This window comes from Alkalibacter saccharofermentans DSM 14828 (assembly GCF_900128885.1).
Taxonomy (GTDB): Bacteria; Bacillota; Clostridia; order Eubacteriales; family Alkalibacteraceae; genus Alkalibacter; species Alkalibacter saccharofermentans.
Window position 1 is genome coordinate 1 of sequence record NZ_FQTU01000017.1, and the last position, 23,897, is coordinate 23,897.

General features: G+C 39.1%; 20 protein-coding genes, 2 tRNA genes, 2 rRNA genes and 1 riboswitch. Of the genes, 20 read left to right on the forward strand and 4 right to left on the reverse strand.

What is annotated here, in order from left to right; translation table 11 throughout:
* The 7 genes from BUB93_RS09985 to BUB93_RS10015 form a co-directional block, all read left to right on the forward strand.
* A 23S ribosomal RNA gene (locus BUB93_RS09985) occupies positions 1-95 on the forward strand; the annotation flags it as partial.
* Between the two features lie 76 nt (positions 96-171).
* Positions 172-288: ribosomal RNA gene (gene rrf, locus BUB93_RS09990) — 5S ribosomal RNA — on the forward strand.
* Positions 289-527: 239 nt separating this feature from the next.
* Positions 528-1,043, forward strand: a complete 516-nt coding sequence (locus BUB93_RS09995; RefSeq protein WP_073271630.1) for a transcription repressor NadR — start codon at positions 528-530, stop codon at positions 1,041-1,043.
* Positions 1,033-3,810, forward strand: a complete 2,778-nt coding sequence (locus BUB93_RS10000; RefSeq protein ID WP_242945500.1) for a UPF0182 family membrane protein — start codon at positions 1,033-1,035, stop codon at positions 3,808-3,810. The genes BUB93_RS09995 and BUB93_RS10000 overlap by 11 nt, the downstream gene beginning before the upstream one ends.
* A gap of 39 nt (positions 3,811-3,849) precedes the next feature.
* Positions 3,850-5,121, forward strand: coding sequence for a serine--tRNA ligase (gene serS / locus BUB93_RS10005; protein ID WP_073271633.1), 1,272 nt, complete (start codon positions 3,850-3,852; stop codon positions 5,119-5,121).
* Between the two features lie 116 nt (positions 5,122-5,237).
* Positions 5,238-5,326: transfer RNA gene (locus BUB93_RS10010), tRNA-Ser, on the forward strand.
* A gap of 33 nt (positions 5,327-5,359) precedes the next feature.
* Positions 5,360-5,450: transfer RNA gene (locus BUB93_RS10015), tRNA-Ser, on the forward strand.
* Between the two features lie 51 nt (positions 5,451-5,501).
* On the opposite strand, the gene BUB93_RS10020 is transcribed toward BUB93_RS10015, so the two are convergent.
* From BUB93_RS10020 to BUB93_RS10035, 4 genes are all read right to left on the reverse strand, one after another.
* Positions 5,502-5,876, reverse strand: coding sequence for a hypothetical protein (locus BUB93_RS10020; protein ID WP_073271635.1), 375 nt, complete (start codon positions 5,874-5,876; stop codon positions 5,502-5,504).
* Between the two features lie 32 nt (positions 5,877-5,908).
* Complete coding sequence (locus BUB93_RS10025; RefSeq protein WP_073271638.1) at positions 5,909-6,712, reverse strand: ion transporter; 804 nt, start codon at positions 6,710-6,712, stop codon at positions 5,909-5,911.
* On the reverse strand, positions 6,705-8,075 hold the full coding sequence (locus BUB93_RS10030; protein ID WP_159432078.1) for a bifunctional diguanylate cyclase/phosphohydrolase: 1,371 nt from the start codon (positions 8,073-8,075) through the stop codon (positions 6,705-6,707). Before BUB93_RS10030 ends, BUB93_RS10025 begins: the two co-directional genes overlap by 8 nt.
* A 450-nt stretch (positions 8,076-8,525) precedes the next feature.
* Positions 8,526-9,584 carry an HD-GYP domain-containing protein gene (locus BUB93_RS10035; protein ID WP_073271644.1) on the reverse strand — a complete coding sequence of 353 codons (1,059 nt, stop codon included), beginning with the start codon at positions 9,582-9,584 and terminating at the stop codon, positions 8,526-8,528.
* Between the two features lie 254 nt (positions 9,585-9,838).
* On the opposite strand from BUB93_RS10035, the gene BUB93_RS10040 reads away from it, so the two are divergent.
* The 13 genes from BUB93_RS10040 (at position 9,839) to BUB93_RS10100 (ending at position 23,567) form a co-directional block, all read left to right on the forward strand.
* Positions 9,839-10,369 (forward strand): VanZ family protein, encoded by a 531-nt coding sequence (locus tag BUB93_RS10040; protein ID WP_073271647.1) that lies wholly within the window; start codon positions 9,839-9,841, stop codon positions 10,367-10,369.
* Between the two features lie 181 nt (positions 10,370-10,550).
* Positions 10,551-12,395 (forward strand): sugar transferase, encoded by a 1,845-nt coding sequence (locus tag BUB93_RS10045; RefSeq protein WP_073271650.1) that lies wholly within the window; start codon positions 10,551-10,553, stop codon positions 12,393-12,395.
* Positions 12,396-12,424: 29 nt separating this feature from the next.
* On the forward strand, positions 12,425-13,195 hold the full coding sequence (locus BUB93_RS10050; protein ID WP_073271654.1) for a glycosyltransferase family 2 protein: 771 nt from the start codon (positions 12,425-12,427) through the stop codon (positions 13,193-13,195).
* Positions 13,196-13,197: 2 nt separating this feature from the next.
* Entirely contained in the window at positions 13,198-14,370 is a 1,173-nt protein-coding gene (locus BUB93_RS10055; RefSeq protein ID WP_073271657.1) for a glycosyltransferase, read from the forward strand.
* 24 nt (positions 14,371-14,394) lie between these two features.
* Positions 14,395-15,333, forward strand: coding sequence for a hypothetical protein (locus BUB93_RS10060; protein WP_073271660.1), 939 nt, complete (start codon positions 14,395-14,397; stop codon positions 15,331-15,333).
* A gap of 1 nt (position 15,334) precedes the next feature.
* Positions 15,335-16,339, forward strand: coding sequence for a GNAT family N-acetyltransferase (locus BUB93_RS10065; RefSeq protein ID WP_073271663.1), 1,005 nt, complete (start codon positions 15,335-15,337; stop codon positions 16,337-16,339).
* Positions 16,340-16,364: 25 nt separating this feature from the next.
* Positions 16,365-17,177: a glycosyltransferase family 2 protein gene (locus tag BUB93_RS10070; RefSeq protein ID WP_073271665.1), complete on the forward strand. Its 813-nt coding sequence runs from the start codon at positions 16,365-16,367 to the stop codon at positions 17,175-17,177.
* A 16-nt stretch (positions 17,178-17,193) separates the two neighbouring features.
* Positions 17,194-18,525 carry an O-antigen ligase family protein gene (locus BUB93_RS10075; RefSeq protein ID WP_073271668.1) on the forward strand — a complete coding sequence of 444 codons (1,332 nt, stop codon included), beginning with the start codon at positions 17,194-17,196 and terminating at the stop codon, positions 18,523-18,525.
* 18 nt (positions 18,526-18,543) lie between these two features.
* Positions 18,544-19,710, forward strand: a complete 1,167-nt coding sequence (locus BUB93_RS10080) for a hypothetical protein (RefSeq protein ID WP_084117232.1) — start codon at positions 18,544-18,546, stop codon at positions 19,708-19,710.
* A gap of 12 nt (positions 19,711-19,722) precedes the next feature.
* A complete protein-coding gene (locus BUB93_RS10085) occupies positions 19,723-20,541 on the forward strand; it encodes a LicD family protein (protein ID WP_073271673.1) in 819 nt (272 codons plus the stop codon).
* A gap of 15 nt (positions 20,542-20,556) precedes the next feature.
* The gene (locus BUB93_RS10090; RefSeq protein WP_073271677.1) at positions 20,557-22,065 is read left to right on the forward strand and encodes a lipopolysaccharide biosynthesis protein; all 1,509 of its coding nucleotides are present in this window, start codon (positions 20,557-20,559) and stop codon (positions 22,063-22,065) included.
* Between the two features lie 94 nt (positions 22,066-22,159).
* The gene (locus BUB93_RS10095) at positions 22,160-22,858 is read left to right on the forward strand and encodes a YveK family protein (RefSeq protein ID WP_073271680.1); all 699 of its coding nucleotides are present in this window, start codon (positions 22,160-22,162) and stop codon (positions 22,856-22,858) included.
* Positions 22,845-23,567 (forward strand): CpsD/CapB family tyrosine-protein kinase, encoded by a 723-nt coding sequence (locus BUB93_RS10100; RefSeq protein WP_073271683.1) that lies wholly within the window; start codon positions 22,845-22,847, stop codon positions 23,565-23,567. The genes BUB93_RS10095 and BUB93_RS10100 overlap by 14 nt, the downstream gene beginning before the upstream one ends.
* Positions 23,568-23,768: 201 nt before the next feature.
* A riboswitch (cyclic di-GMP riboswitch) is annotated at positions 23,769-23,844 on the forward strand.
* The last annotated feature ends 53 nt before the right edge of the window (positions 23,845-23,897 follow it).

Genomic DNA, 23,897 nt, shown 5'->3' on the forward strand with positions numbered 1-23,897 from the left:
AAGGTCCCCGGTAGACGACCGGGTTGATAGGCCAGAGGTGTAAGTGCAGAAATGCATTCAGCTGACTGGTACTAATAGACCGAGGACTTGACCAATAGGTTTAGAATGATTGAAACAATACTTTGCTTATGTAGTTTATGCAGTTTTCAAATCTCATTTGAGATTTAATTATTCCGCGGCAATGGCGGAGGGGCTACACCTGTTCCCATACCGAACACAGTAGTTAAGTCCTCCTGCGCAGATGGTACTTGGATGGAGACGTCCTGGGAGAGTATGTCGCTGCGGGATAATTCTTTAAAAGAAAAGGGATAGATCTTAAACCTGTTAATAGGTAATAGATCTATCCCTTTTGTCTTTGACTAAAACTGAGAAGCTGTATGAGCTTATGTTACCAAAGAAGATTTTTTAATTTTCTTATTTCCAACTAGCCAGTGAAACATGTTATAATAGTGTGATAGGAAGTTGTGTGTGCTATGGAAAAGGTTAAGAAAAGACCTTCTCATGAATAAAGGCAAAAGGTGGCTTGGATGAATAGCGTAATGAGAAAAGATAATATATTAAAACTATTAAAAGAAAGTGAAACTCCGATTTCAGGAGCGGATCTTGCAGAAAAACTTGGCGTAAGCCGGCAAATAATAGTACAGGATATAGCACTTATAAGAGCTGAAGGAAGCCAGATAATAGCCACATCAAAGGGATACATGTATCCTAAATATTTAAAAAATGCAATACACAAGACAATTGCTGTCAAACATAGTTCAGAAATGATGGGAGAAGAACTCTATATAATAGTAGATTATGGTGGTAAAGTCCTTGATATAACCGTTGAACATCCAGTTTACGGTGAAATCAAGGCTAATTTGATGCTCTCTACAAAAGAGGACATAGACACATTTGTAGAAGAGTTTGCAAAATCAAAGGCAGAGCCTTTGTCTGTGGTTACAAATGGAGTTCACCTCCATACCATAGAAGTTCCAAGCAATAAAATTTACGAGCTTATTAAACTGGCATTAAAGGAAAAAGGATTCTTGCTTGAAGACTGAGAAGGGAATGATAAGTATCAACAAAAGCAATAAGGTATTATCAATCGTAATAATAGCATTAGGCATCATAGGAGCTCTTTTTGCGCTCTCATCAAGGTTTTATATTGACTATCTGTGGTTTACTGAAACAGGTTATACACAGGTGTTTTTCAAGGAAATTGTCACAAAAGCACAGCTTTCAGTACCTATGTTTGCGATATTAATAGTCATACTTTATTTTTATTTTGAGTTTCTAAAAAAAGTTGCCTCAAAAGGCAAAATTATCCCAATAACTAAAAAGAGACTAGACTTTATTCCACTGGGGGTTTCAGGGGCTCTAGCTTTTGTAATAACGTCACTAGCTACAAATGCATTATGGTATAAGCTTCTTGAGTTCATAAATTCTGAGCCCTTTAATGTGGATGATCCCATATTTGGAAAAGATGTTTCTTTTTATGTATTCAAGCTTCCATTTATGGAAAGTCTTCACGCGGTTTTATCCAGTGTTTTGTTTTTAGTCTTCATATCAACTATAATTTTTACAGCTGGTTATTATCTGTCGAAAAGCACGTCTCAGATTGACGTTGGAGAAGTGAACAAGCCTGATATCAAGGATTTTTTCATTCAGTTGGGTATGATTATGACAAAACAAATAGGCGTGTTCGTTGGGTTGTTTTTTCTATTGGCTGCATTTGGATACTACTTAAACTCCATAGGGCTATTGTTTTCTCCGTCAGCAATTTCCTTTGGAGCAGGGTACACCGATTCAGTGGTCAGATTGAGATTGTACCAAATCCTGATGTACATGTCCATAATCGGAGCAGTAGTCTCATTTGCATCAGGGTTTAAAAGAAAGCTAAAACCCCTTCTAATCGCACCTGTGTTGATATTTGCAGTATCTTTTTTAGGAGGTATCGTTGGGCTTGTTGTAGAAAATTATATCGTAGTTCCAAACCAGTTCGGAAGAGAAGAGCCATACTTAAAAAGGCATATTGAATACACGAGGAAAGCTTATGATATAGATAATGTCAAAGTTCAGGAATTTTCAGCGAAGCAGGAAATTACTATAGAAGATATCGAAGAAAATGAATTAACTATTAAAAATATACCTATAAACGACTATAGGCCTACCCTTGACATGTACAATTCAATTCAGGGATTCAGGATATACTATGAATTTAACGATGTGGATATTGACAGATATATCATAAATGACGAATATACGCAGGTCTTTATATCTGCCAGAGAGATGAACAACGACAAACTAGAAGAAAATGCAAAGACCTGGATAAATCAGCACCTAAAATATACTCATGGATTTGGTGTGGCCATTTCACCTGTGAATAGGGTTAACGAGGTAGGACAGCCGGACCTGGCCGTCAAGGACATACCACCCCAGTCGAGCGCCCCGGAAATTCAAGTTGAAGAACCCAGGATATATTTTGGAGAAAGCACCAATACTTATGCGATAACCAATGCTAAAACAGCGGAATTTGATTACCCTGAAGGAAGCGACAATAAAGAGAACTTCTATGAGGGAACAGCGGGGATAAATTTGAGTTTTATCAATCGGTTGGCATTTGCAGTACAGGAAAGGGATTTAAAAATACTCCTGTCATCAGAAATTACATCACAAAGCAAAATGTTGATAAGAAGAAACATAGTTGAAAGAATAAGTGAGATAGCTCCATTTTTAAGCTACGATGAAGATCCGTACATAGTAGTGTCTGAAGGCAGGCTATATTGGATTATGGATGCCTTTACTGTCAGCAATAGATATCCCTACGCGCAGCCATTTGATAGTAATAACACCTTCAATTATATCAGGAATTCGGTTAAAGTCGTGGTCGATGCATATAACGGAGATGTGGTTTTCTATCAGGTTGAAGATAACGATCCTATTGCTAATGTTTATAAGAATATCTACCCGGGTATATTCAGGCCGATAGATGAGATGCCACAGGATCTTCGAAGTCATGTAAGGTACTCACAGGATATGTTTGATATTCAGGCAGATATCTATAGGACGTATCATATGCAAAACACTAGAGTTTTCTACAACAAAGAAGACCAGTGGGAACTTCCAAGACAGATATACGGATCTGAGAAGGAAGTAGAAAACATTGAGAGCACATATTTAATAATGAAGCTTCCTGAAAGGGAAGAAGAATTTACACTCATGGTTCCATTTACAGCAAGACAAAAGGACAATATGGTTGCTTGGATGGCCGCTATGAACGACGGCGATAGCTATGGAGAAATAATGGTTTATACCTTCCCAAAACAAAGCCTTGTCTACGGGCCTATGCAAATTGAACAAAGAATTGACCAAGACACGATAATTTCACCCCAACTTACCCTCCTGGGGCAACAGGGGTCACAGGTTATTCGGGGGAATATGATGGCAATTCCGGTGGAAGAGGCCATCCTGTATGTTGAACCTGTTTATATCAGAGCTAGAGAAAGTGAACGAAGTCTTCCGGAGGTCAAAAAGATAATCGTTTCTTACAATAATAGGATCATAATGGCTGATAGCCTTCAAGAAGGACTAACTCAGATTTTCGGGGAGTCCGCAGATGAGAATGACGATGAGGATGAAATTCCGGGCACCATCATACCGGGAGATCTGAACAGCCTCATAATAGAGGCGAATAACTTGTTTGAAAGGGCTCAGCAGGCTCAAAAGGAAGGCAATTGGGCTGAGTACGGAGCACTCATCAATCAACTGGAAGACGTGCTAAATCAGCTTAATATCATACAGGAATCAATCAGACAGCCTCAGGAGTGATAGTGACATAACTAAAATTACTATTGAAGGGAGAACTCTATGTTAGATATAAAAAGAATCAGGGACCATAAGGAAGAAGTAAACGAACTTCTAAAAAGAAAAGGTGATTATGATATCACAGAGCTCTTGAAGCTTGACGACAAGAGAAGAAAGATAATAACAGAGGTAGAGGAGAAAAAAGCGGAACAAAACCGGGTTTCAAAGCTGATACCTCAGTATAAAAAGGAAAAAAAGAACGTAACAGAGATCTTAACTGAAATGAAGCATCTTTCAGAAGAGATAAAATTGATGGACGAGAAACTTAAAGGCTTGGAAGAAATGATAAAAAGAACTCTATTGGAGCTTCCAAACCTGCCAAACCCGGATGTTAAAATCGGCAAGGATGACAGTGAAAATGAAGAGATAAAAAAATGGGGAACTCCTAGGGAATTTAAGTTTGAGGCAAAACCTCATTGGGATATCGGCACGGAGCTTAAGCTTTTAGACTTTGAAAGAGCTGCAAAAATAACCGGTGCAAGGTTCAGCATGTTCACAGGAGTTGGTGCCAGGCTGGAAAGAGCAATAATAAATTTCATGCTTTCAGTGCATACTGAAGACGGAGAATACACGGAAGTGTCGACGCCGTTTATGGTCAACCGAGACTCTATGACCGGTACAGGTCAGCTTCCAAAGTTCGAAGATGACGCGTTCAGAGTCATCGAAGACAGAGATCTGTTTTTGATTCCTACAGCAGAAGTTCCGGTAACAAATCTTCACAGGGATGAAATACTTGAAGAATCCCAGCTTCCAATCTATTACACAGCATATTCACCATGCTTCAGAAAAGAAGCAGGTTCAGCAGGCAGAGACACGAGAGGGCTTATTAGAAATCATCAGTTTGATAAGGTAGAGGTAGTCAAGTTTTCCCATCCAGATACTTCCTATGAAGAACATGAAAAGCTGACGTCCGACGCTGAAAGCATTCTACAGCTGCTAAAACTTCCTTACAGGGTAGTGGAACTATGTACTGGAGATATGACCTTTTCATCTGCTAAGACCTATGATATCGAGGTATGGATGCCTAGCTACGGCAGATATGTGGAAATAAGCTCATGCTCAAATTTTGAAGATTACCAGGCACGAAGGGCTAACATAAGGTTTAGAGATGCCCAAACTGGGAAAACTCGTTTTGTGCATACTTTAAACGGCTCAGGATTGGCTGTGGGGAGAACCTTTGCGGCAATACTTGAAAACTACCAAAATGAAGACGGGAGCGTTACCATTCCGGAAGCACTAACAGGCTTCATGGGTGGCATGGAAGTTATAAAATAGTAAAATCTGGTCCCGCTTGAAAGAAATTTTATGCGGGACCAATAATAAGCAAGGATTTTTTAAAATCCTAGTTGACAACAGTTCGCTACGTTGGTATAATAACAATTGTCTCATTCCGAGAGGTACCGAAGTGGTCATAACGGGGCGGTCTTGAAAACCGTTAGGGTGAAAGCCCACGTGGGTTCGAATCCCACCCTCTCGGCCATTTTTTTATTTTTAAACAAAAAGCTATAGCTATGGAGAAGTACTCAAGTGGCTAAAGAGGTGCCCCTGCTAAGGGTATAGGCCGGGTAACCGGTGCGAGGGTTCAAATCCCTCCTTCTCCGCCATACAAAACAAAAAAACCTGCGTTCAGCGGGTTTGTTTTTTTGTGCAGAGAATCAAGGGATTTGAACCCCAAGGGGGCGAGCAGCTAAAATCAAGGTGGTAAATCCACGTTGATAGCTGCGAACTCCGAGATATTTGTTAAAATATCGAAGGAAGCATGATGAATGCGAAGCGTTCAGAGGCATCCCTCCTTCTCCGCCATTAGAATCCCAAAAATCAGCATCAAAACCATTTGGGTTTATGATTAGCCTGATTTTTTCTGCATCATACACGTAGACCTTCGCAACGATCTGCTGTATGATTTTTTTCTGACCATTTTTAGATAAGTTGCTAAGATCGGCTTTTGAACTAAATTCTTCAATCAACTGATCAAGGGTCTTTTGTCTTGGATCAGGGATGCTGTTTAACTCAATCAGCTTAAATTCCAAAATGAGAATGGATAAAATCTAAAGAGTAATTTCTAGTCTTTTAATTTCCTACCACAATTAGGACAAAAGTTATACTTTGCATAATTTTCAGAGCATTTATTATTACTTTGGATTTCTTCCAAAAATCCTGAACTTACTATGCCGGTAGGTAAAGCCACTAAGCCGATGCCTAATACTGCAATAAGCCCACTAACCAATTTACCTGCTACTGTAATAGGATAAACATCACCGTAGCCTACTGTTGTCAAGGTTGCAATGCCCCACCAGAATGAAGCGATGATGTTTGGGAATTGTTCAGGTTGGACTGGGTTTTCTAAATAATACATCAGCGATGATGCTGCAACAAGCAATATGGTCATAACGAACAAAGTTACAATTAAATCCTCTTTTTTATTTTTAAGTACGCGGCCAAGAAGTTGGAGGGACTTTGTATATCTAGATAGTTTGAAGATTCTAAATATACGCACTAAACGCAGTATCCTTAAAAACCTTAAATCCAGCACAATCATTAATGGCAGATAAAAAGGTAGAATTGCAAGTAAGTCAATCATGGCCATAAAAGAAAATATATATTTTAATAAACCTCTTGATAAACTAAGACCAGGATATTTGCATTTAACGGTTGCCATGCGCATTAAATATTCAATTGAAAATATTATTACTGAAATCATCTCGAACCATTGGAACAACCTGCCATGATTTTGATATAGGCTCTCAAAGGATTCAAGTATAACGGCTAATACATTTAAAATTATTAATGTAACAATAAAGGTGCTAAATATTCGGCTTGCTTTTAGTTCGTTTGCATCAATTAATCGATAAAATATTTCAAGCATAGTTATCTTCCTGAAACGCAGAGATATGTTTCTTTACAGTGTGTTGATCTACATTTGCATGATGATAAACATTCGCATTAATTGCGTATTTCTCGGAGCTTCTAACTAAATCTATAAATCTATTTGCCAATTCAGGATCGAACTGTTTACCTAAATTGTTTTCAATCTCCTTTATAACGGCTGAAAGCTCCATACCTTTTCGATAAGGCCTATTTGACATCATGGCATCAAATGCATCTGCAAGAGAGAGCATCCTTGAATAATAAGGGATGTCATCGCCGGTTAACCCATCAGGGTATCCTTTACCATCAAAATGTTCATGATGCGCTCTTATGATCAGAGCGTACTCGCAAAAATCAGGTAGGCTCTTAAGTATGTTATATCCAAGTGCAGTATGTTTTTTGATTATTTCAAACTCTTCATATGTCAGTTTGGTTGTCTTGTTTAATAATTCAGCCGGTAGGTCTATTTTACCTATATCATGCAGCAGAGATATTATCTTAAGTCTATCAACCTCAAAGATATCAAGTCCCAACGCTTCTCCAAATTCAGTCATAAGATTCATCACCCTTGTAGAATGACCATAGGTGTAATGATCCTTTGAATCAATAATACTAAGGACCATTTTTATTGCCAGCTCTTTTTCGAGACTGGTGCCGGTAATATTTCCTATGTTGTCAAACAGATTTTTATAAATATTCGTGCTCGCATTTTCGTAAAGTTTATTTCCAGATACTATTTTTTCTGCTTGAGAATACAGCAGATTAAAGGAATCCACCGTATGGGGATAATGTGCGACACCTGATGATACTTGCAGGTGATCTATCTGAATTCTGTTTTTATGGTCATAAAAGTAGAATTCGTCTATCTTTTTATGTATTTTCTTTTCAAGTCGAATGATATCATCAAAAGCAACTTTAGGAACCATGATGGCAAACTTGCTTCCAGATGCTCTGCAAAAGATGCTTTCCTTTGAGAGGATTTTATTTATTGAATCAGCAATGCGTTTTAAAACAGCGTCCCCGGCTTGATAACCGTATGTTTTATTTATTTCACCAATCGGGAAAATATCAAAAACCAAAATTCCTATAGGGGATTTGCCGGATGCCGCAGATAGCTCATGCAAGTATTTAAACATATATTTATTATTGTGCAACCCAGTGGTCATATCTATAAAAGCCAATGTTTCCATGTCTAAACGTTTCTGGTTTAAATTTTCTACTAGAATGCCAACAATGATTGAGGCTATGATGATGCTTATTTGTGTAAACATAAGGCCAAAATACATTATATGAGGATCTTCAAGGATTCTAAAAAAAGAAGCAGCTACGCCTGCCAAGTTGAAAAGTATCGATATAAACATCCCTCTGTAACCATCGACCAAGGGTAAGCAAAGAGTTAGGACTAATAATGCCGAACCCTTTAAAACGGTAATAATATCATATACAGGTCGATTTGATATTGAATAGATCAATAAAAAAATGCTAATGACAATTAAAATAGTATTCTTTTCATAAGGTTTTTTTAGATGTATCATTTTATTCCTCAAATCTAATAATTTATTAGTTATTATGTTAAATGGCTATGGCTTTGAAAACCACTTCTTTTGGAAGCGATACAAACTTTATAGATTAACATATAAAGGCAAAAAACAGTTGATATAATCCTAAGCATAAGTTTATAGAAAAAGTGAAAGTTACAAAACATGTGAGCTTTGGTGTTGATATATGAATTATAAACAATTTAAAATGCTATGTCCATTAATCATACTATAAATATGGCAGGGATAGTCGTGGGATCTAATAATGCGTTGTTAATGTAAGTTGAAACCAAGGGAATAGGAGTTTTTCTCAGCAGGTTCGTGACTATTGAATATTTCCTCAAAGTCAGACTCGAAATCCAAAAAGGTTTTTACAATATCTGGATCAAAATGTTGACCGGAGCCATCTGAAATCACAACTATTGCTTCCTGATGAGTATAAGCATCCTTGTATGTCCTGACGGATCTTAAGGCATCGTAAACATCTACAATAGCCATGATGCGTGCGGATAACGGGATATCTTCACCAGATAAGCCATGAGGATAACCTGAACCATCCCATTTTTCATGATGATGCAGAACTATGTGAATTCCTAAATTTAAAAAGATGTTATTTGGAAATTTTTCTTGCAACTCAAAAAGAGCTTTGGCACCCAGTGTAGTGTGGGATTTCATTAGTTCAAACTCGTCTTTAGTAAGCTTGCCCGGCTTTAAAAGGATGTTGTCAGGGATACATACTTTTCCAATATCATGAAGTGGACTTGATTGATGGATATTGTATATATAATAGTCATTTATATAGGAATCGTATTTAGGGAGATTTCGTAGCTTTGAGGCCAAAAACCTGCATGAAGCTGCGACCCTCTCGATGTGAACGCCGGTTTCATCGTCTCTAAATTCAGTCAATTTAACCAGAGCATAGATGGTAGCTGTATTTGATTCAATCAAATCGTTGTTTTGCTTCAGGATTTTTTCGAAATGTTTTTTTGAAATATCAGAATGGTATCCTATAGCTCCTGCCACGGTTATGTAGATAAATGAACGTAAAAGCCAATTGGCAGGTTCTTGATTTATATTGAGTAAAACGTCCAGGGGCATGAACGGACCTATGAGCAATGAGCTGAATAATGCGTGGAAAAAACCTTTGCGCTTACCGTTTGTTGAAGAACATATGGCAATTGAGATATACATAAAGTTTGCGTATACTTTTGTTGTGCCTCCGGTCAGATATACAAAGATTGCAATAATAATTGATAAAAGATATGTCAGGTACAAGTAATGTTTTTTGTCCACAGCATGAAGCTTCATAGCGAGGCGGTTAATCATATCCATACTAAGCACTTCCTTTTAATAAGAATGCGATCTTTCCCTTTTAATAGGGAAAGATAAATTGAGACTAACAGTTAAATATTTTTTAATATATTAAATTATAATACAACAGCACTTTGTATATCAAGGTTTTATTTCCATTGTTGAAACTTAAATGTAAAATTAATTTTCAAGCTAGTGTATAATAGAGTGTTTCAGGGTATATAGATTGTGACAAATTGATTTAAATAACTGTATTAGCGAAAAGAGAGTTTAAAATGAGACATATGTGGCAACAATTTAGTGCATTCGTACCATTTTTTTTGATAGCTGTTGGGGCAATTGTTGTATTATCTTTTATGAAAATAAAAAAAGGAGACGAAAGGACAAAAATCATATTTGCAGATGCCTTGTTGCTTTTAACCGTAGCCGGGATATTTTTGGTTACCTTGGTTCCTTTGGGATACAGATCGGGTGCTGAGCGAATGATAAGCCTGGTCCCGTTATCGGAGATTTACGACATGCTTTTTCAAAGGGAATCCATTGAAGTTTTCATATGGAATGTAGGGATTAATTTGATGCTTTTCGTTCCCTTTGGGTTCTTTCTTTCTCTGAGAACGGATTACAAATACAGAGAAGTATCTCCGCTAAGAGTAGCGGCCATCGGTTTGATGCTATCTTTTTTCATAGAAACATTTCAGTTTGTTTTTCCCATGGGGAGAATGGCAGATATTGACGATTTGATAGTCAATACATTGGGAGCGTATTTAGGGTATGTGTTATGGCGCAAGCTTTCTATGATAAGGTGAAGTGTTGCAAATAACAAAACGACATAAATTATACTAGGTTTTGTGACGCATATTACACTAAATGTGGATCGACTTTAACGCTGGATATACTTTTTTTCTCGCGTTATTTTTTTATCCTATCTCAACTGAAGGGGAGGAGCACATGGTTCGGTTTTGGTTGTTGTAAAGGGCGGTGATTTAAATGGAAACAAATAACAATTTAAAGATGCATTTTGTATTTCTAATGCAGCTTTTGGAATTGGTCTTGGTTGTGATTCTTACTATAGCTTCTTTTATGATTGCAGGCAGACTGACATACAATACTTGGTTTCCCTTTGGAGCATACTACGGTTTGATATTTTTTACTTTGGCAACAGCAGTGGAAATTATGCTTTTGGCACATTACAAGTACTTTCATTTTTTGGATATGTCTTTTTCGGGAGTGATGGGAAAGGCAGCGGGAGTTGTGCTTCTCTTGAATTATATACTGATAATAATGCTCTATTTTACAGGTTCTGTTAGGATGTCTGTTTATTATTTCATCGTGGCAGCGGCTGTACAGGTAGTTTCATTGGTGTGGATTAAGACGCTTTCGACAATCCTTAAAAGAAATGCGCTCAAAGGCAAGATATCCTTGATAATAGGAAACCCTAAGGATAAGGATGATCTTCTTAGAGTTTTAAAGGGTCAAAGCATAAACAGGTTGACGTTTGTTCCGGAAAATCATGAATGCGTCAAGACCTGCATAGACAAGGCGGACAATATTTATCTGATGACTCCCGTGGCGAATGAATTCAAGCGGGAGATAATAGCTTACTGCGAAATCAAGAATAAAAGATTGTTGATAGTACCTGAGATACATGAGATAGCAATGAGGGATTCAGAAATGACCCAAATTGGGGATGTTCCCTTGTTTACCATCGAGGGGTTTAGACTAAGCGAAGCTCAGGCAATAGTCAAGCGAATGATAGATATTGTTCTGGCGGTAGTAGGAATATTGCTGACCACCCCCATATTGTTTATAGCAGCATTTTTTATAAAGCTAGAGGATGGAGGGCCGGTGTTTTTCACCCAGGTAAGAAGCGGATTAAAGCAAAAGCAATTTGAAATGATGAAGCTCAGGAGCATGGTAGTAGATGCAGAGAAGCATACGGGAGCAGTTCTTGCAGCAGAAAACGACCCTCGAATTACTCGAGTAGGAAGAATAATAAGGGCGACGCGAATCGACGAGATACCTCAGTTTTTCAACGTGTTGGAAGGAAGCATGAGCATAGTAGGGCCAAGACCTGAAAGACCGGTATTTGTAGAAGCGTTCATCAAGGAGTTTCCTGAGTATGTGCATAGATACGAAGTAAAACCAGGTATTACCGGGTTGGCGCAGGTAATGTCAAACTATGCTACATCGGTTGAAAACAAGCTCAAATTCGACCTGGTATACATTAAAAGATATTCTCCGGGGTTTGATTTTAATATTTTGCTCAAAACCATAAAAGTCGTATTCACAAAGGAACAGTCAGCAGGGGTAAAGGCAGAAGAGCCGGGTAGTGACAACGTGGTGGATATTGAAGAAATGGTAGACTATATAGATAAAAAAAGCTTTAATAAAACCTTCAATATGAAAAAGGCGATGTTTATGTTTGTAAGCTGTGCCGCGGTGGTAGCTATGAGCATTTTATTTAGATATACATCACTGGTGGTTGCTGCTGCAGAGGCGATTGCATATGAAAATCAATATGTCACTCAAACGAGAGATGGGTTTTATATAATTGAAGACTACCAAGTACCGGCAGCAGTGGTGGAGGATAGAGGGTTCTTAACATTGAGTTTTGAATCGGCTTCAAACATGGATATTCATCTAACAAAAAGACTTCAGGGAGTATACATATTGATCACCAAGATACCACCTGAGGATATCATTCAGATAGACGAGTTTTCAAAGGATGGGCTGACTTTAAATGAGATAAGCAGGATCAAATCTATTTTGGAAGCACATTGCAATGAAAAAGAGTTGGAATTATTTAAAAGCTTTATCGACGCATTAGATTGAAATTGCATTTGGAATTAGGAGGGACAGACATGTTGCCACAATGCTCGGTAGTTATTCCCGTTTACAACAGGGAAGACTACATAACACAAACGGTAGAATCGGTTTTAGAGCAAAGCTTCTCGAATTTTGAGATTCTTTTGATAGATGATTGTTCTACGGATGGCAGTTACAATCTATTGAAGGAGCTTGAAAGAAAAGATAATAGAATAAAGGTCTTTAAAAATGAAGTGAATTTAGGGGTAGCCGAAACCAGAAATAAAGGGGTATCCTTATCGAGAGGCAGGTACATCGCTTTACTCGACAGTGATGATATCTGGCTCAAAGACAAACTCAAAAAACAGTTGGACCACATAAATGACAAAGGATGCAGTCTCTCTTACTGTTCCTACGGATTTATCGACAGAAACGGAAATGATATAGGAGGGGTTTTTCAGGTGCCGCCGTATATCGACCTTAGCGGTCTATTAAAAAGAAATGTAATCAGCTGCTCAACGGTACTTGCGGAGAGGGAGCTTTTTGAGAGATATCCCTTCAACAAGGATTATTACCATGAAGACCTTGTAGAATGGATAAACATGCTAAAAGAATGCAAGATATCCTACGGATATACAGGGAAGCTTGCGAAGATAAGGATAATGAAGGGTAGCAAGTCAGGTGACAAAGCAAACGCCGCTAAACAGAGGTGGCTGATTTACAGGGATCATATGGAAATGGGGCTTTTGGCTTCTTCGTTTTATTTTTTCAACTATGCCTTGTTCAGCGCAATAAAATACAGAAGCATCAGAAAGGACCTGAGATAGGCATGACAAAAAAACTGCTTATTGTAAATAACAACTTCGATACGGGAGGAGTACAAAGATCCTTGGCTAATCTGTTGGATTTGATCCATGAGGAATACGATATAACTCTATTCGTATTCAGCGCGACAGGAGATTACAGCAAGCTGATACCGAATGATGTGGAAGTATTAGAGGCAAATCCCATTTTAAATCTCCTAGGGATATCACAAAAGCAGGCGAAAACCAAAGGGATGGCACTTTATCTTTTAAGGGGTGCCCTTGCTTTTTATACAAAATTAATTAACTGCCATTTGCCGATTTTCTTAATGGTGTCAACACAGAAGAAATTAAAGGATTTCGACGTGGCAATATCATTTTTACACAATGACACCGGAAAGCTCCTTTATGGAGGGTGCAATGATTTTGTAACCCGAAGGGTCGAGTCAAAGAAGAAAGTGGCGTTTTTGCACTGCGATTTTTCAGAATACGGTGGGAACACGAGACATAATAGAAAGTCCTACAGAAATTTTGACAAGGTAGCCGCTGTATCGGAAGGGTGTAAAAAAAGCTTCGTAAAAGCTGTATCGGATATGGAAGACAGGACATATTGCGTATACAACTGCCACAATTATACTGAATACGAAAAGATGGCAAAAAAAGACCCGGTAAATTATCCAGGGGATATTCTAAATATAGTGACGGCGGCGAGAATTGACGATGGAAAAGGAATAATCAGAACAGTCAAAGTATTAAAAGAGATCAAATATGAAGGGTACAGGTTTTGTTGGCACGTGCTTGGCGATGGAAATAAAAAAATCCAAGTGGAAGAGCTGGTAAGCTCCCTGGGACTTGAAAACGAAGTTATATTGCATGGGAATCAAAAAAATCCTTACCGGTATATAAAAAACGCAGATTTATTTCTTTTGCCTTCATATCACGAGGCAGCGCCCATGGTATTTGGAGAGTCTAAGTCGCTAGGGGTTCCGGTAATCACCACCGAGACAACCTCTGCCCGAGATATGATCCTTGAAGACAGGGAAGGAACTGTATGTGAAAACAGCAGCGAAGGGATATACAGGGCACTAAAAGCGGTTTTGGATGATCCGTCTAAGTTAAACAGATGGAAATTGTACCTGAGCAACAAATCCTATGACAACAATTTAGCCCTGGAGCAGTTTCGCAAGCTGATGGAGTGACTTATAATGAGAGGTTGATGGAGGATGGATTGGCCGGATAATAAAAAATTTGCTTTTACGATAATAGATGATACGGACAAGGCAACTATGGAAAATATAAAGCCAATATACGATTTCCTATACGAAAAAGGCATGATCACTACAAAAACTGTCTGGACACATCCATCTGATGACGAATTCAAGGCAGATACATTGGTTGAGGATGGCTATAGAATGTTCATAAAGGAGATAGCGGATAAAGGCTTTGAGATTGGCTTTCATGGAGCCGGATCAGGGGATTTCAACAGGGACGATATCTTGAGTTCCTTTAATATGATTAAAGAGCTGGTGGGCTACTATCCAAAAGTCCATATGAACCATGCTTTTAATAAGAACAATATCTACTGGAACGACAAGAGATTTACCTATCCCGTAGGCCTTTTATACAGGGGCGGCAAAAAGCTTTTTAAAATGGAGAGTGCTATGACTCAGGGGGAAATGGAGGATAGCCCGTTTTTCTGGGGGGACATTGCAAAGGAAAACGTAATGTATATAAGAAATCGGGTATTTACCGGGCTTGACACATTGTCTTACGATAGGTACATGCCTTACAAAGAAAAAAGCAAGGAAAAGTATTCAAACTATTGGTTCAGTTCATCTGATGGAATTGATTGCGCTACGGCTCTTAAGCTGTTGTCAAAGAAAAATATAGATAAATTAGAGAAAGGAGGAGGATGTGCTATAGTATACGTCCACTTTGCATACGGGTTTGTAAACGGCGAGGGGAAACTAAACGAGCTATTTAAGGAAAGGATAAATTATCTGTCTAAAAAAAATGGCTGGTTCGTTCCGGCGGGAGAGTTGTTGGACTTTCTTAAAGATAAAAGAGAAGATGATGTATACCTAAACTCTTTAAGCGCACTCGCCCTTGATGCAAGATGGATGGCGGAAAGGATAATTAGAAAAGTATTTTGGGGGGTGTAACATGTATACTTTTGAGATCGTTGATATGAATGATGTCAATGTGGAGGAATACTACGGATTTGAAAGGAAAAGTCCTTTTACAACGATTCCATGGTTAAAGTATCTGGTGGAGGATAATGCAGGGGAGCCTCTGATACTCAGGATAAGCAAAGGAGAGAATCTGATAGGATATTTTACCGGAGTCAAGATAAAAAGGTTTGGCGTAAACATATTAGGCAGCCCTTTTAAAGGTTGGGCTACAGGATACATGGGCTATGACCTGTATGATTACGGCCTGGTCAAAGAGCTTCTTACTCCAACTATCGACTTTATATTTAAAAATTCACCTTGCAAGCATATCGAAATAATGGACAGGCATCTGCTTCCGGAAGACATCGAAGGCTTAAAATATGACATGGAAGTTTTCACAACGGTAGAGATACCAATATACAGGACTGATGAGGAGTTTTTTGAAAACATAACGGGCAAGTGCAGGCAGCTTATAAGACAGTTTGAACGACGGGGAGCGATGATTGAAAAGGCGGAGCCAAATGATGAGCTGGCTCGCGAGATCCACGACCAGCTTTGCGAGGTATTTGCAAAACAAAACTTGGTACCCACCTTTTCCTTGGACAAAATAAATAACTTATTCAATAACCTGAAAGATACGGGCATGCTTCACTGCTACGTGGTTAAAGAGCCTGGAGGAACCATCATCTCATCCATAGTTTTTGTAGGGATGGGCAAGAAGATGTTTTGCTGGTGCACTGAAAGCAGACGAGAGCACTTAAACTACAGGCCCAATGAATATATGATATGGCACTGCCTAAGAGAGTTTAGAGATATGGGCTATGAGATGTTTGATTATGCCGGTGCAGCAGAATATAAGTATAAGTGGAACCCTATAGAGGTAAGCTACGTTAGGGTCATGGCATCTAAGCACCCAGTTCTTTTAGCCGGCAGAAACATGGCTCAAGCTGCATACTGGAAGCTGCTTAAGTTAAGAGGCGTTATGAGAAGATGTTAGAATTCTGATTGAAGGAGAGATTAGAATGAAAGTTGAAGTGCTGTGTGTCACGATGCATCAAAAGGGATTGGATAAATATGAAGAAATGAATATCCAGTCGGATGTGGTCTTTGCCAATCAAGCGGATAGACACAGCTACGAGGAAGCTATCATTGGTGGCAATAGGGTGAAAATGATAACAACTCCTTATAGAGGCGTAGGAAACAACAGAAATATGGCCATATTGCACTCTACAGGAGATATATTGATGTTTGCAGATGATGACGTGATTTATTCCGATGGTTACGCAAAGGGAGTAATAGAGGCATTTGAAAGCGTTACCGATGCTGACATGATGGTGTTTCATTGCACCACAAATTCCGACAGAGGCATGCCTGATATAGACACTGTAAAGAGAGTGAGAATCTGGAACTCAATGAGATATGGAACATTTTGCTTTGTGATAAAAAAAGAGAGCCTTTTAAAATACAATCTGAATTTTACCCAGCTCTTTGGTGGAGGGTGCAGATATTGTGCCGGAGAGGATAACCTTTTCATGAGGGACGCCCTTAAAAGGGGATTAAAGGTGTATGCACATCCCTTTACCATAGCATTTGTTAAACAGGACGAATCCACCTGGTTTAAAGGCTACGACGAGAAGTTTTTTTTCGACAACGGAGCTTGGCTTAATGCAACATTCCCTGTGTTAAAGCATCTTTTAGTATGGTATTTTGTACTGAACTTTTCCAAGAGGACTGATCTTGGCAGAAACAAAATATTAAAGCTTCAATATGCAGGCATCGATGCATTCGAAAAGGGAATTAGCTACAAGGAGTGGGCCGAAGATAACAAAATCTAGATGACGGAGAATAGCCATGATAAAAAGCGATAAAGGGAAAATAGTCTATATCTTAATACTTGCACTGTTAAACGTCGCATTGCTGTCAGTAGGACACGCAGTGGGATCTTCGCTTTTGTTGCTTTTGGCCATTATGTGGTTTGCGATGCTTGCCGTAGTTGCACCTAGGGAATACTACATGCCTATAATGATATTTTATCTCCCTTGGACAGCACTCCTCAAACTGTCTCCCGGCATGAGCTCGGTCCATTCACTGGTGACGCTTTTGGTACTGTTGATAGTGGGAGCCAAATGGTTAAAGAAAAACCCTGATATATCGGGAGGATATTTTGCCATTGTTATCATATTTGCAGCATATACTCTTATCATAAAGTTTCTTAACAGGCTGCCCTTGGAGCCTCAATATATTTTTTTTATGGCAATGATGCTTTTTATACCTATTTATCTTGTGGAATACAAGGAGAAAGTACGTTTTGATGTAAGCGTGCTCTTTTTGGCCTTTGGAAACTTGGCGGCTTGTATTTCCGCGCTTTTACTAATAGATAATTCTAACATACAACCATTTATAGTAATTAATAACGAGATGTCCGTAGGCATCAGGTTTAGTGCATTTTATTCAGATCCAAACTATTTTTCTGCTCAGATGCTGGTTGCGATTTCAGGGCTTATGATTATACTGACTAAGACAAAAAATAAAAAGAACATAATACCTGCAGTGATACTGATAATAGCCTTGATATACTATGCCATGCAGTCAGTTTCAAAGGCTTTCATGCTCTCGGCTTTTGTGGTTTTATCTCTTTGGTTGTTTAATCTTATGACGGGTAAAAGGTCCATTTCATTTAAAATATATCTGGTGGTCGCAATTATGGGAGTGGTGTTTTTTGTTTTAAGTCAAGACTTGTTCATGCAGCAGCTGGAGCTTTACCTTTTGAGATTTGGGCGAGTAGAGGACGCATCATCTCTAACCACCGGACGTGTAGGTTTGTGGGGCGTGTACCTCAACTATCTTATGACTAATACCGACAAGCTGTTGTTTGGAATTGGTCTCTCGGAAGACCAGCTGAGGATCATATTGAATACAAATAATGCCCATATGACCCTAATAGAGATGCTTTATCAAATCGGGCTGTTTGGCGTGATCTTAATGGGGATTTGGTGGAAAAGTCTTTTCAAAGGTTTCATGGATGACAGAAAACTTGTTTATTCGGACTGGATGAACATGGGGATTTTAGCTATTGCGATAGTTATGCCTTGGTTTGGACTGGACGTTTTATACTTTAGAGAATTTTTCTATTTTCCGGCGATATTGCTTTTGATGAAAAAGTATTTGGTTGAAAACGCATAGAATGGAATGAGATAAGCGATGGACAGGGTAAAAATAAAGCAGGGATTAAAAAAAATAAAACGAGAATATCTGTTGAAGGAGATAAACACCGGTGGCTTTCATACTGAAAGGAAGCTGCTCGTTTTCGAATCGGATGACTGGGGCAGCATTAGAATGCCGTCTGGAGAGATATATGAAAAGCTGGTTTCCATTGAGGATCCGGTGGATAAAGATCCTTTTACAAAATTTGATTCTCTTGAAAGTGAAGAAGACGTTAAAGCGCTGTTAAAGGCATTGGAAAATTTCAGGGATAAAAACGGTAGAAATCCTGTGGTTACTGCAAATTTCGCTGTTGCAAATCCGGACTTTAGGAAGATAGAAGAAGGAAAATTTGAAAGTTACTACTACGAGCCCTTTACAAAAACTTATGAGAGATACCCATCCCATAGAGGTTCTTTTATCGAATTGAATAAAGCAGTTCGCAAAGGAGTGATTTTTCCTCAATTTCACTGTAGGGAACACTTAAACGTACCAAGGTGGATGAGAGACTTGAAATCCGGTAAAGATGAAGTTAGAAGAGCCTTTGACTATAATATGATAAGCACTGCCAGCTCCTTTGATAAGGACAACAAGTTTGCCTACATGGATTCCTTTAATTTATCAAATAATGAGGACGCGTCATATATGCCAAGTGTTCTAAAGGAGGGCCTGGAACTTTTTGAAGACATATTCGGGTTTAAATCAAAATCTTTTATAGCCTCTTGCTACGTATGGGATGATGATCTGGAAGAGGAGCTGTTTAAGCTTGGTATAGAGTTTATTCAGGGCGGAAGGGTTCAGCTGGTTCCAAGGCCAGAAAAACAGGGTTCTTTTTACGATGAAAGAAGGCATTGCATTGGGCAAAAAAATAAAAGAGGCCAGATATACCTTGTGAGAAATTGCGACTTTGAGCCGGCGTGGAATCCGGATTACGATTGGGTTGAGAGGTGTATTGAGGAAATCGAGCATGCATTCAAGTATAAAAAGCCTGCGACTGTTAGCACTCACAGGCTCAACTACATGGGGTTTATACATGAAAACAACAGAGAAAAAAACCTGGGGCTCCTGAGCAATCTGTTTGAAAAGGTTTTGGAGAAATGGCCGGATATAGAATTCTTGACAACTGTGGAGCTTGGAGATTTGATTAAAACCAACGGAAACAACTAGGAGGCGGAGTGGATGACAATGAAAAAACTCGATATAGATAGACTGCACCAGATACTCTTAGAAGCTTTAAAGGAAGTTCACCGAATATGCTTAAAATACGATATTAAGTATTATATGGTTGGGGGTTCGCTGATAGGCGCTGTCAGGCATAAGGGATTTGTCCCTTGGGATGCAGACATCGATTTGGCCATGATGAGATCAGACTATGATAAATTCTTGTCTGTGTGCGAATACGAACTGAGCGGCAAGTATTTTTTGCAAAATTACCATACTGATGTTGATTTCAGCCCTCCCATCAGCAGGCTGTGCGTTCAGGGCACTTATGTCTGCGAGCATTTTTTCAGGCACCTTAAATTTAACAAAGGAGCCTACTTAGATGTTTTTTCCCTTGACAACATACCAAATGAATTGGTGTTGAGAGACAAGCAAAAGAAACGGTTGGAGATGATAGACAAGCTGATGATTTATAAGCTTTGTATCGTATATGACAAGGGAATCTTAAACAGCAAGCTTATCGCAAAAAAAATAATACAATTATTTATGATTCCTCTTTCCCTTTCCTTCTTTCAAAGAAACAGGGAAAAGGAGATGACAAAATATAACATTGATGAGGAGACAGAATATGTTTGCCAAACAGCAATCAAATACGGATACGACAGGGGTACTCATCTTCGCAGCACCTTTGGAGACCCTGTACTGATGGAATTTGAAGGAGAAAAATATTATGTGCCTCATGACTGGGACAGTTATCTAAAAACAACTTACGGAGACTACATGAAGCTGCCTCCCATTGAGGAGAGAAAACCGGTTTATGACGTCTATGAACTTTAAAAGGGGTTGGAGGCATTGAGGACAAAAAGGTTCATATACAATTCAGTTACCTTTGCGACCCTCCAGGTTTTTACGATTGCCGGGGGACTGATACTAACGAGGATGTTTCTTACCACTTACGGCTCCGAATTAAACGGCTTGGTAACATCCATCATACAGTTTGTAGCATATTTTAGCTATGTTGAAGCAGGCCTGGGAACGGCTTTGATTTATGCTCTCTACAAGCCATTGGCAAAAGGCAGCTTGAGAGAGGTAGACGGCATAGTCACATTAGCCAGAAGATCCTACCTGAAGGCCAGCGGGGTGTACTTTGCCTTGGTCGTAGGGCTCTCGTTTATATATCCTTTTATAGTAAGCAGCGAGAGCACGGATTTGTTAACGATATCCCTGCTTGTAATTGTCATTGGAGCCTTCGGTGCCTTAGAGTTTTTTACCATGGCAAAGTACCGTGTTCTTTTAGTAGCTGATCAAAAGGAATATGTAATATCCATAGTGCTATCCATTGCTTACATCGTAAACTTTGCTTTGACGGCGTACATGATATCCATAGAAGCTTACGTGGTTTGGGTAAGAACGGTTCCCTTGGTATCATTTATCCTAAGGGCTGTGATGCTTCTTGCATATGTAAAGAGGAACTACCCTTATATAACATATAAAGAGCCGGCAGACAGCAAGTACTTGAAGCGCAGATGGGACGCACTTATAATGCAGCTAAGCGTCAGCATAAATACTTCCGTGCCGGTAGTGCTAATTTCGATATTCGCATCTCTGAAAATTGCAAGCGTCTTTGCAATATACAATCTGGTGTTTTCAGGACTGATAGCAATAACATCCATATTTACAGCGGGAGTTTCCGCTTCATTTGGAAATATTGTGGCAAACAAGGAAATGGACAAGCTAAAGAGGGTGCAGACCCAGTTCGAATTTTTTATTTTTGCCGTCACTGCTTTTTTATATGCCTGCGCTTTAATTCTTATCGACTCTTTTGTAGAGCTGTATACCCAGGGAGTCACAGACATCGATTATGCCAGCAATGTCTACGGATATCTGTTTGTTACCTGGGGAGTATTGTTTAACGTTAGGATTCCATACACGGCGCTTATAAACTCATCGGGTCTTTACAGGGAAACGAGAAGGGTAAACATTTGGCAGATAGTATTGATAATTACAACAGGAGCTGTTTTAGTTCAGTTTTGGGAAATGACAGGAGTTCTTTTGGCCATGATAATATCCGCATCTTACTGGGTTTATGGTCTTATAGATGTAGTGAAAAAAGCAGTACTGGATACAGCCCCTAAAACTACGTATATTAGAGTCGTAAGAATGTTTGTAGTGATAGCTGTTTCTATCCTGCCATTTAGGCTTGGCATGACTATAGACCCGTCAACATACGGAGGGTGGGTGCGTGATGCTTTTGCAGTGGCCGCTTGGTGTGGTATTGTTACCCTGGTGATAAGCTTTATCTTTGATAGAAAGGTGATGCTCGAAATCTTTGTTAGAATCAAGGAACTGGTAAGGCGATAAAGTTTTTCCGCGGTAGACAAGTTGTGTTTTGAATAACTCTTTGAGAGGTATAAGTAAATTAAAGATGGTGTGTCCACAGGAAGGGTGATCGGCTTTGAGTATAAGAAGATTGATAGGAGTTCTAAAAAGCAAGTGGTGGGTCATGGCCTTTGCCTTCTTAGTAGGAGGGGTTCTGGCCGGTTTGATGATTTCGTATACTCCTCCAACATATAAAGCCGAAGTAACCCTTTATTCAATGGATCTGGAAAGAATAAGAGAAGAAGGACAAACATTGGAGTTTTACGACATTCAGCTTAGTCGGGAGGTATTAAACCAGTTTAGGGAGGTAATCCACAGCAGGAGGGTTATCTCAGCTGTAATAGAGGAGCTTGGGCAGTATAATCTGACGGAAAAAGAAATACTCGAAAAAACCGCAATATCAAGCAGCATAGATTCAAATATATTTTATATCAACGCGAAGGACAAAGATCCGGAAAAGGCTGCGATTGTAGCAAATTCCATGGCTAGGACTTTTTCGACGGTTATTAGAAGCATTATCAATACAGAAAACGTCGGCATACTTGATGAGGCAATAGTACCTATCGAACCGGAAAGAAATTATGGGGTGGCATTTATGATCCTAGGCATGATAGCAGGTTCGGTATTGTCATTTAGCGCATTATACGTAATGGAATATTTTAATCCAAAAGTATATTTCGAAGAAGATCTAGTGGAAGGTTTGGGTTTTAGAGTGATGGGAACTATACCAAGACACAATACTGATGAAGGGGATTTTGGCTATGGGGGGAAATAAAGCACTCAGCTCACATAAAATAAACAGAGCAGTAACTAGTGCATACGAGGTGCTAGCGGTAAATTTAAAGCTTGCCAAGGAAGAAGATAGCAGAAAGACCACGAGCTACGTCATGACAAGCTGCAGCCGGGCAGAGGGGAAAACGAGCATAGCATACGGGTTGGCTAAGACTATGGCATCTTCAGGCTTTAAGACTCTGCTTGTGGATGGAGACATGAGAAAGCCTTTAGCTGCGAAAAAAATAAAGAACAAGGGAAATATGGGACTTAGTGATATTCTGTTGGGTAAATGCTCTATGGAAGATGCCTTGCTTGAGACAGATACGGATAATCTGCATTATATTTCATCGGGGTGTGACAATAAAAATCCCATAGCACTTCTTATGGGCAACAGGTTTTCACGGTTTGTCGATGAGACTGAGAGGGTCTATAGTATAGTTATATTTGATTCTCCTGCAATAGAAGACTACTTTGATGCGGCAATAATCGCCTCAAACGTGGATTCGACCATCCTGGTTGTAAAAAAAGCCAAGACGTCACTTAAAAGCCTTGAGGATGTAAAGGACAAACTTGAAAAGATAGGTGCCCACATCGCAGGTGTTGTAATAAACAGCGGCGGAAAGAGCAAAAAAAACCTAAATTTAAGGGACTATGAGAAAGGTTTCGTCTCCGGCAATATGGTATCCGATGAAGGTAAATGTGGACGATGAACCAAAAAACATAAATTGTAAATAATGGGTACACAAACTTAGTTCGAAAGCAATAAATTCAGATAAAACTTAATGTTGACATGGGAAAACAGCTGTGATAACATCATGAAAAATAAAGGTTTTAGAGATATTGGACCTTTTAGTAAGCGACAGTTTGTCTGAACGAAGCATTCCCAGTTAATTTAAAACAAATTAAACTTCAAATGATAATGGCAGACCTTCCGAAAGAAAGGGGCGCAAAGCTATAGGGCCTGTAAAATGGCAGCCAGCTACCAAAAGGGGTTTTTTTGTTTGGAATCCATCAGGCACTCTGTTGAAAAAAGAAAGTAG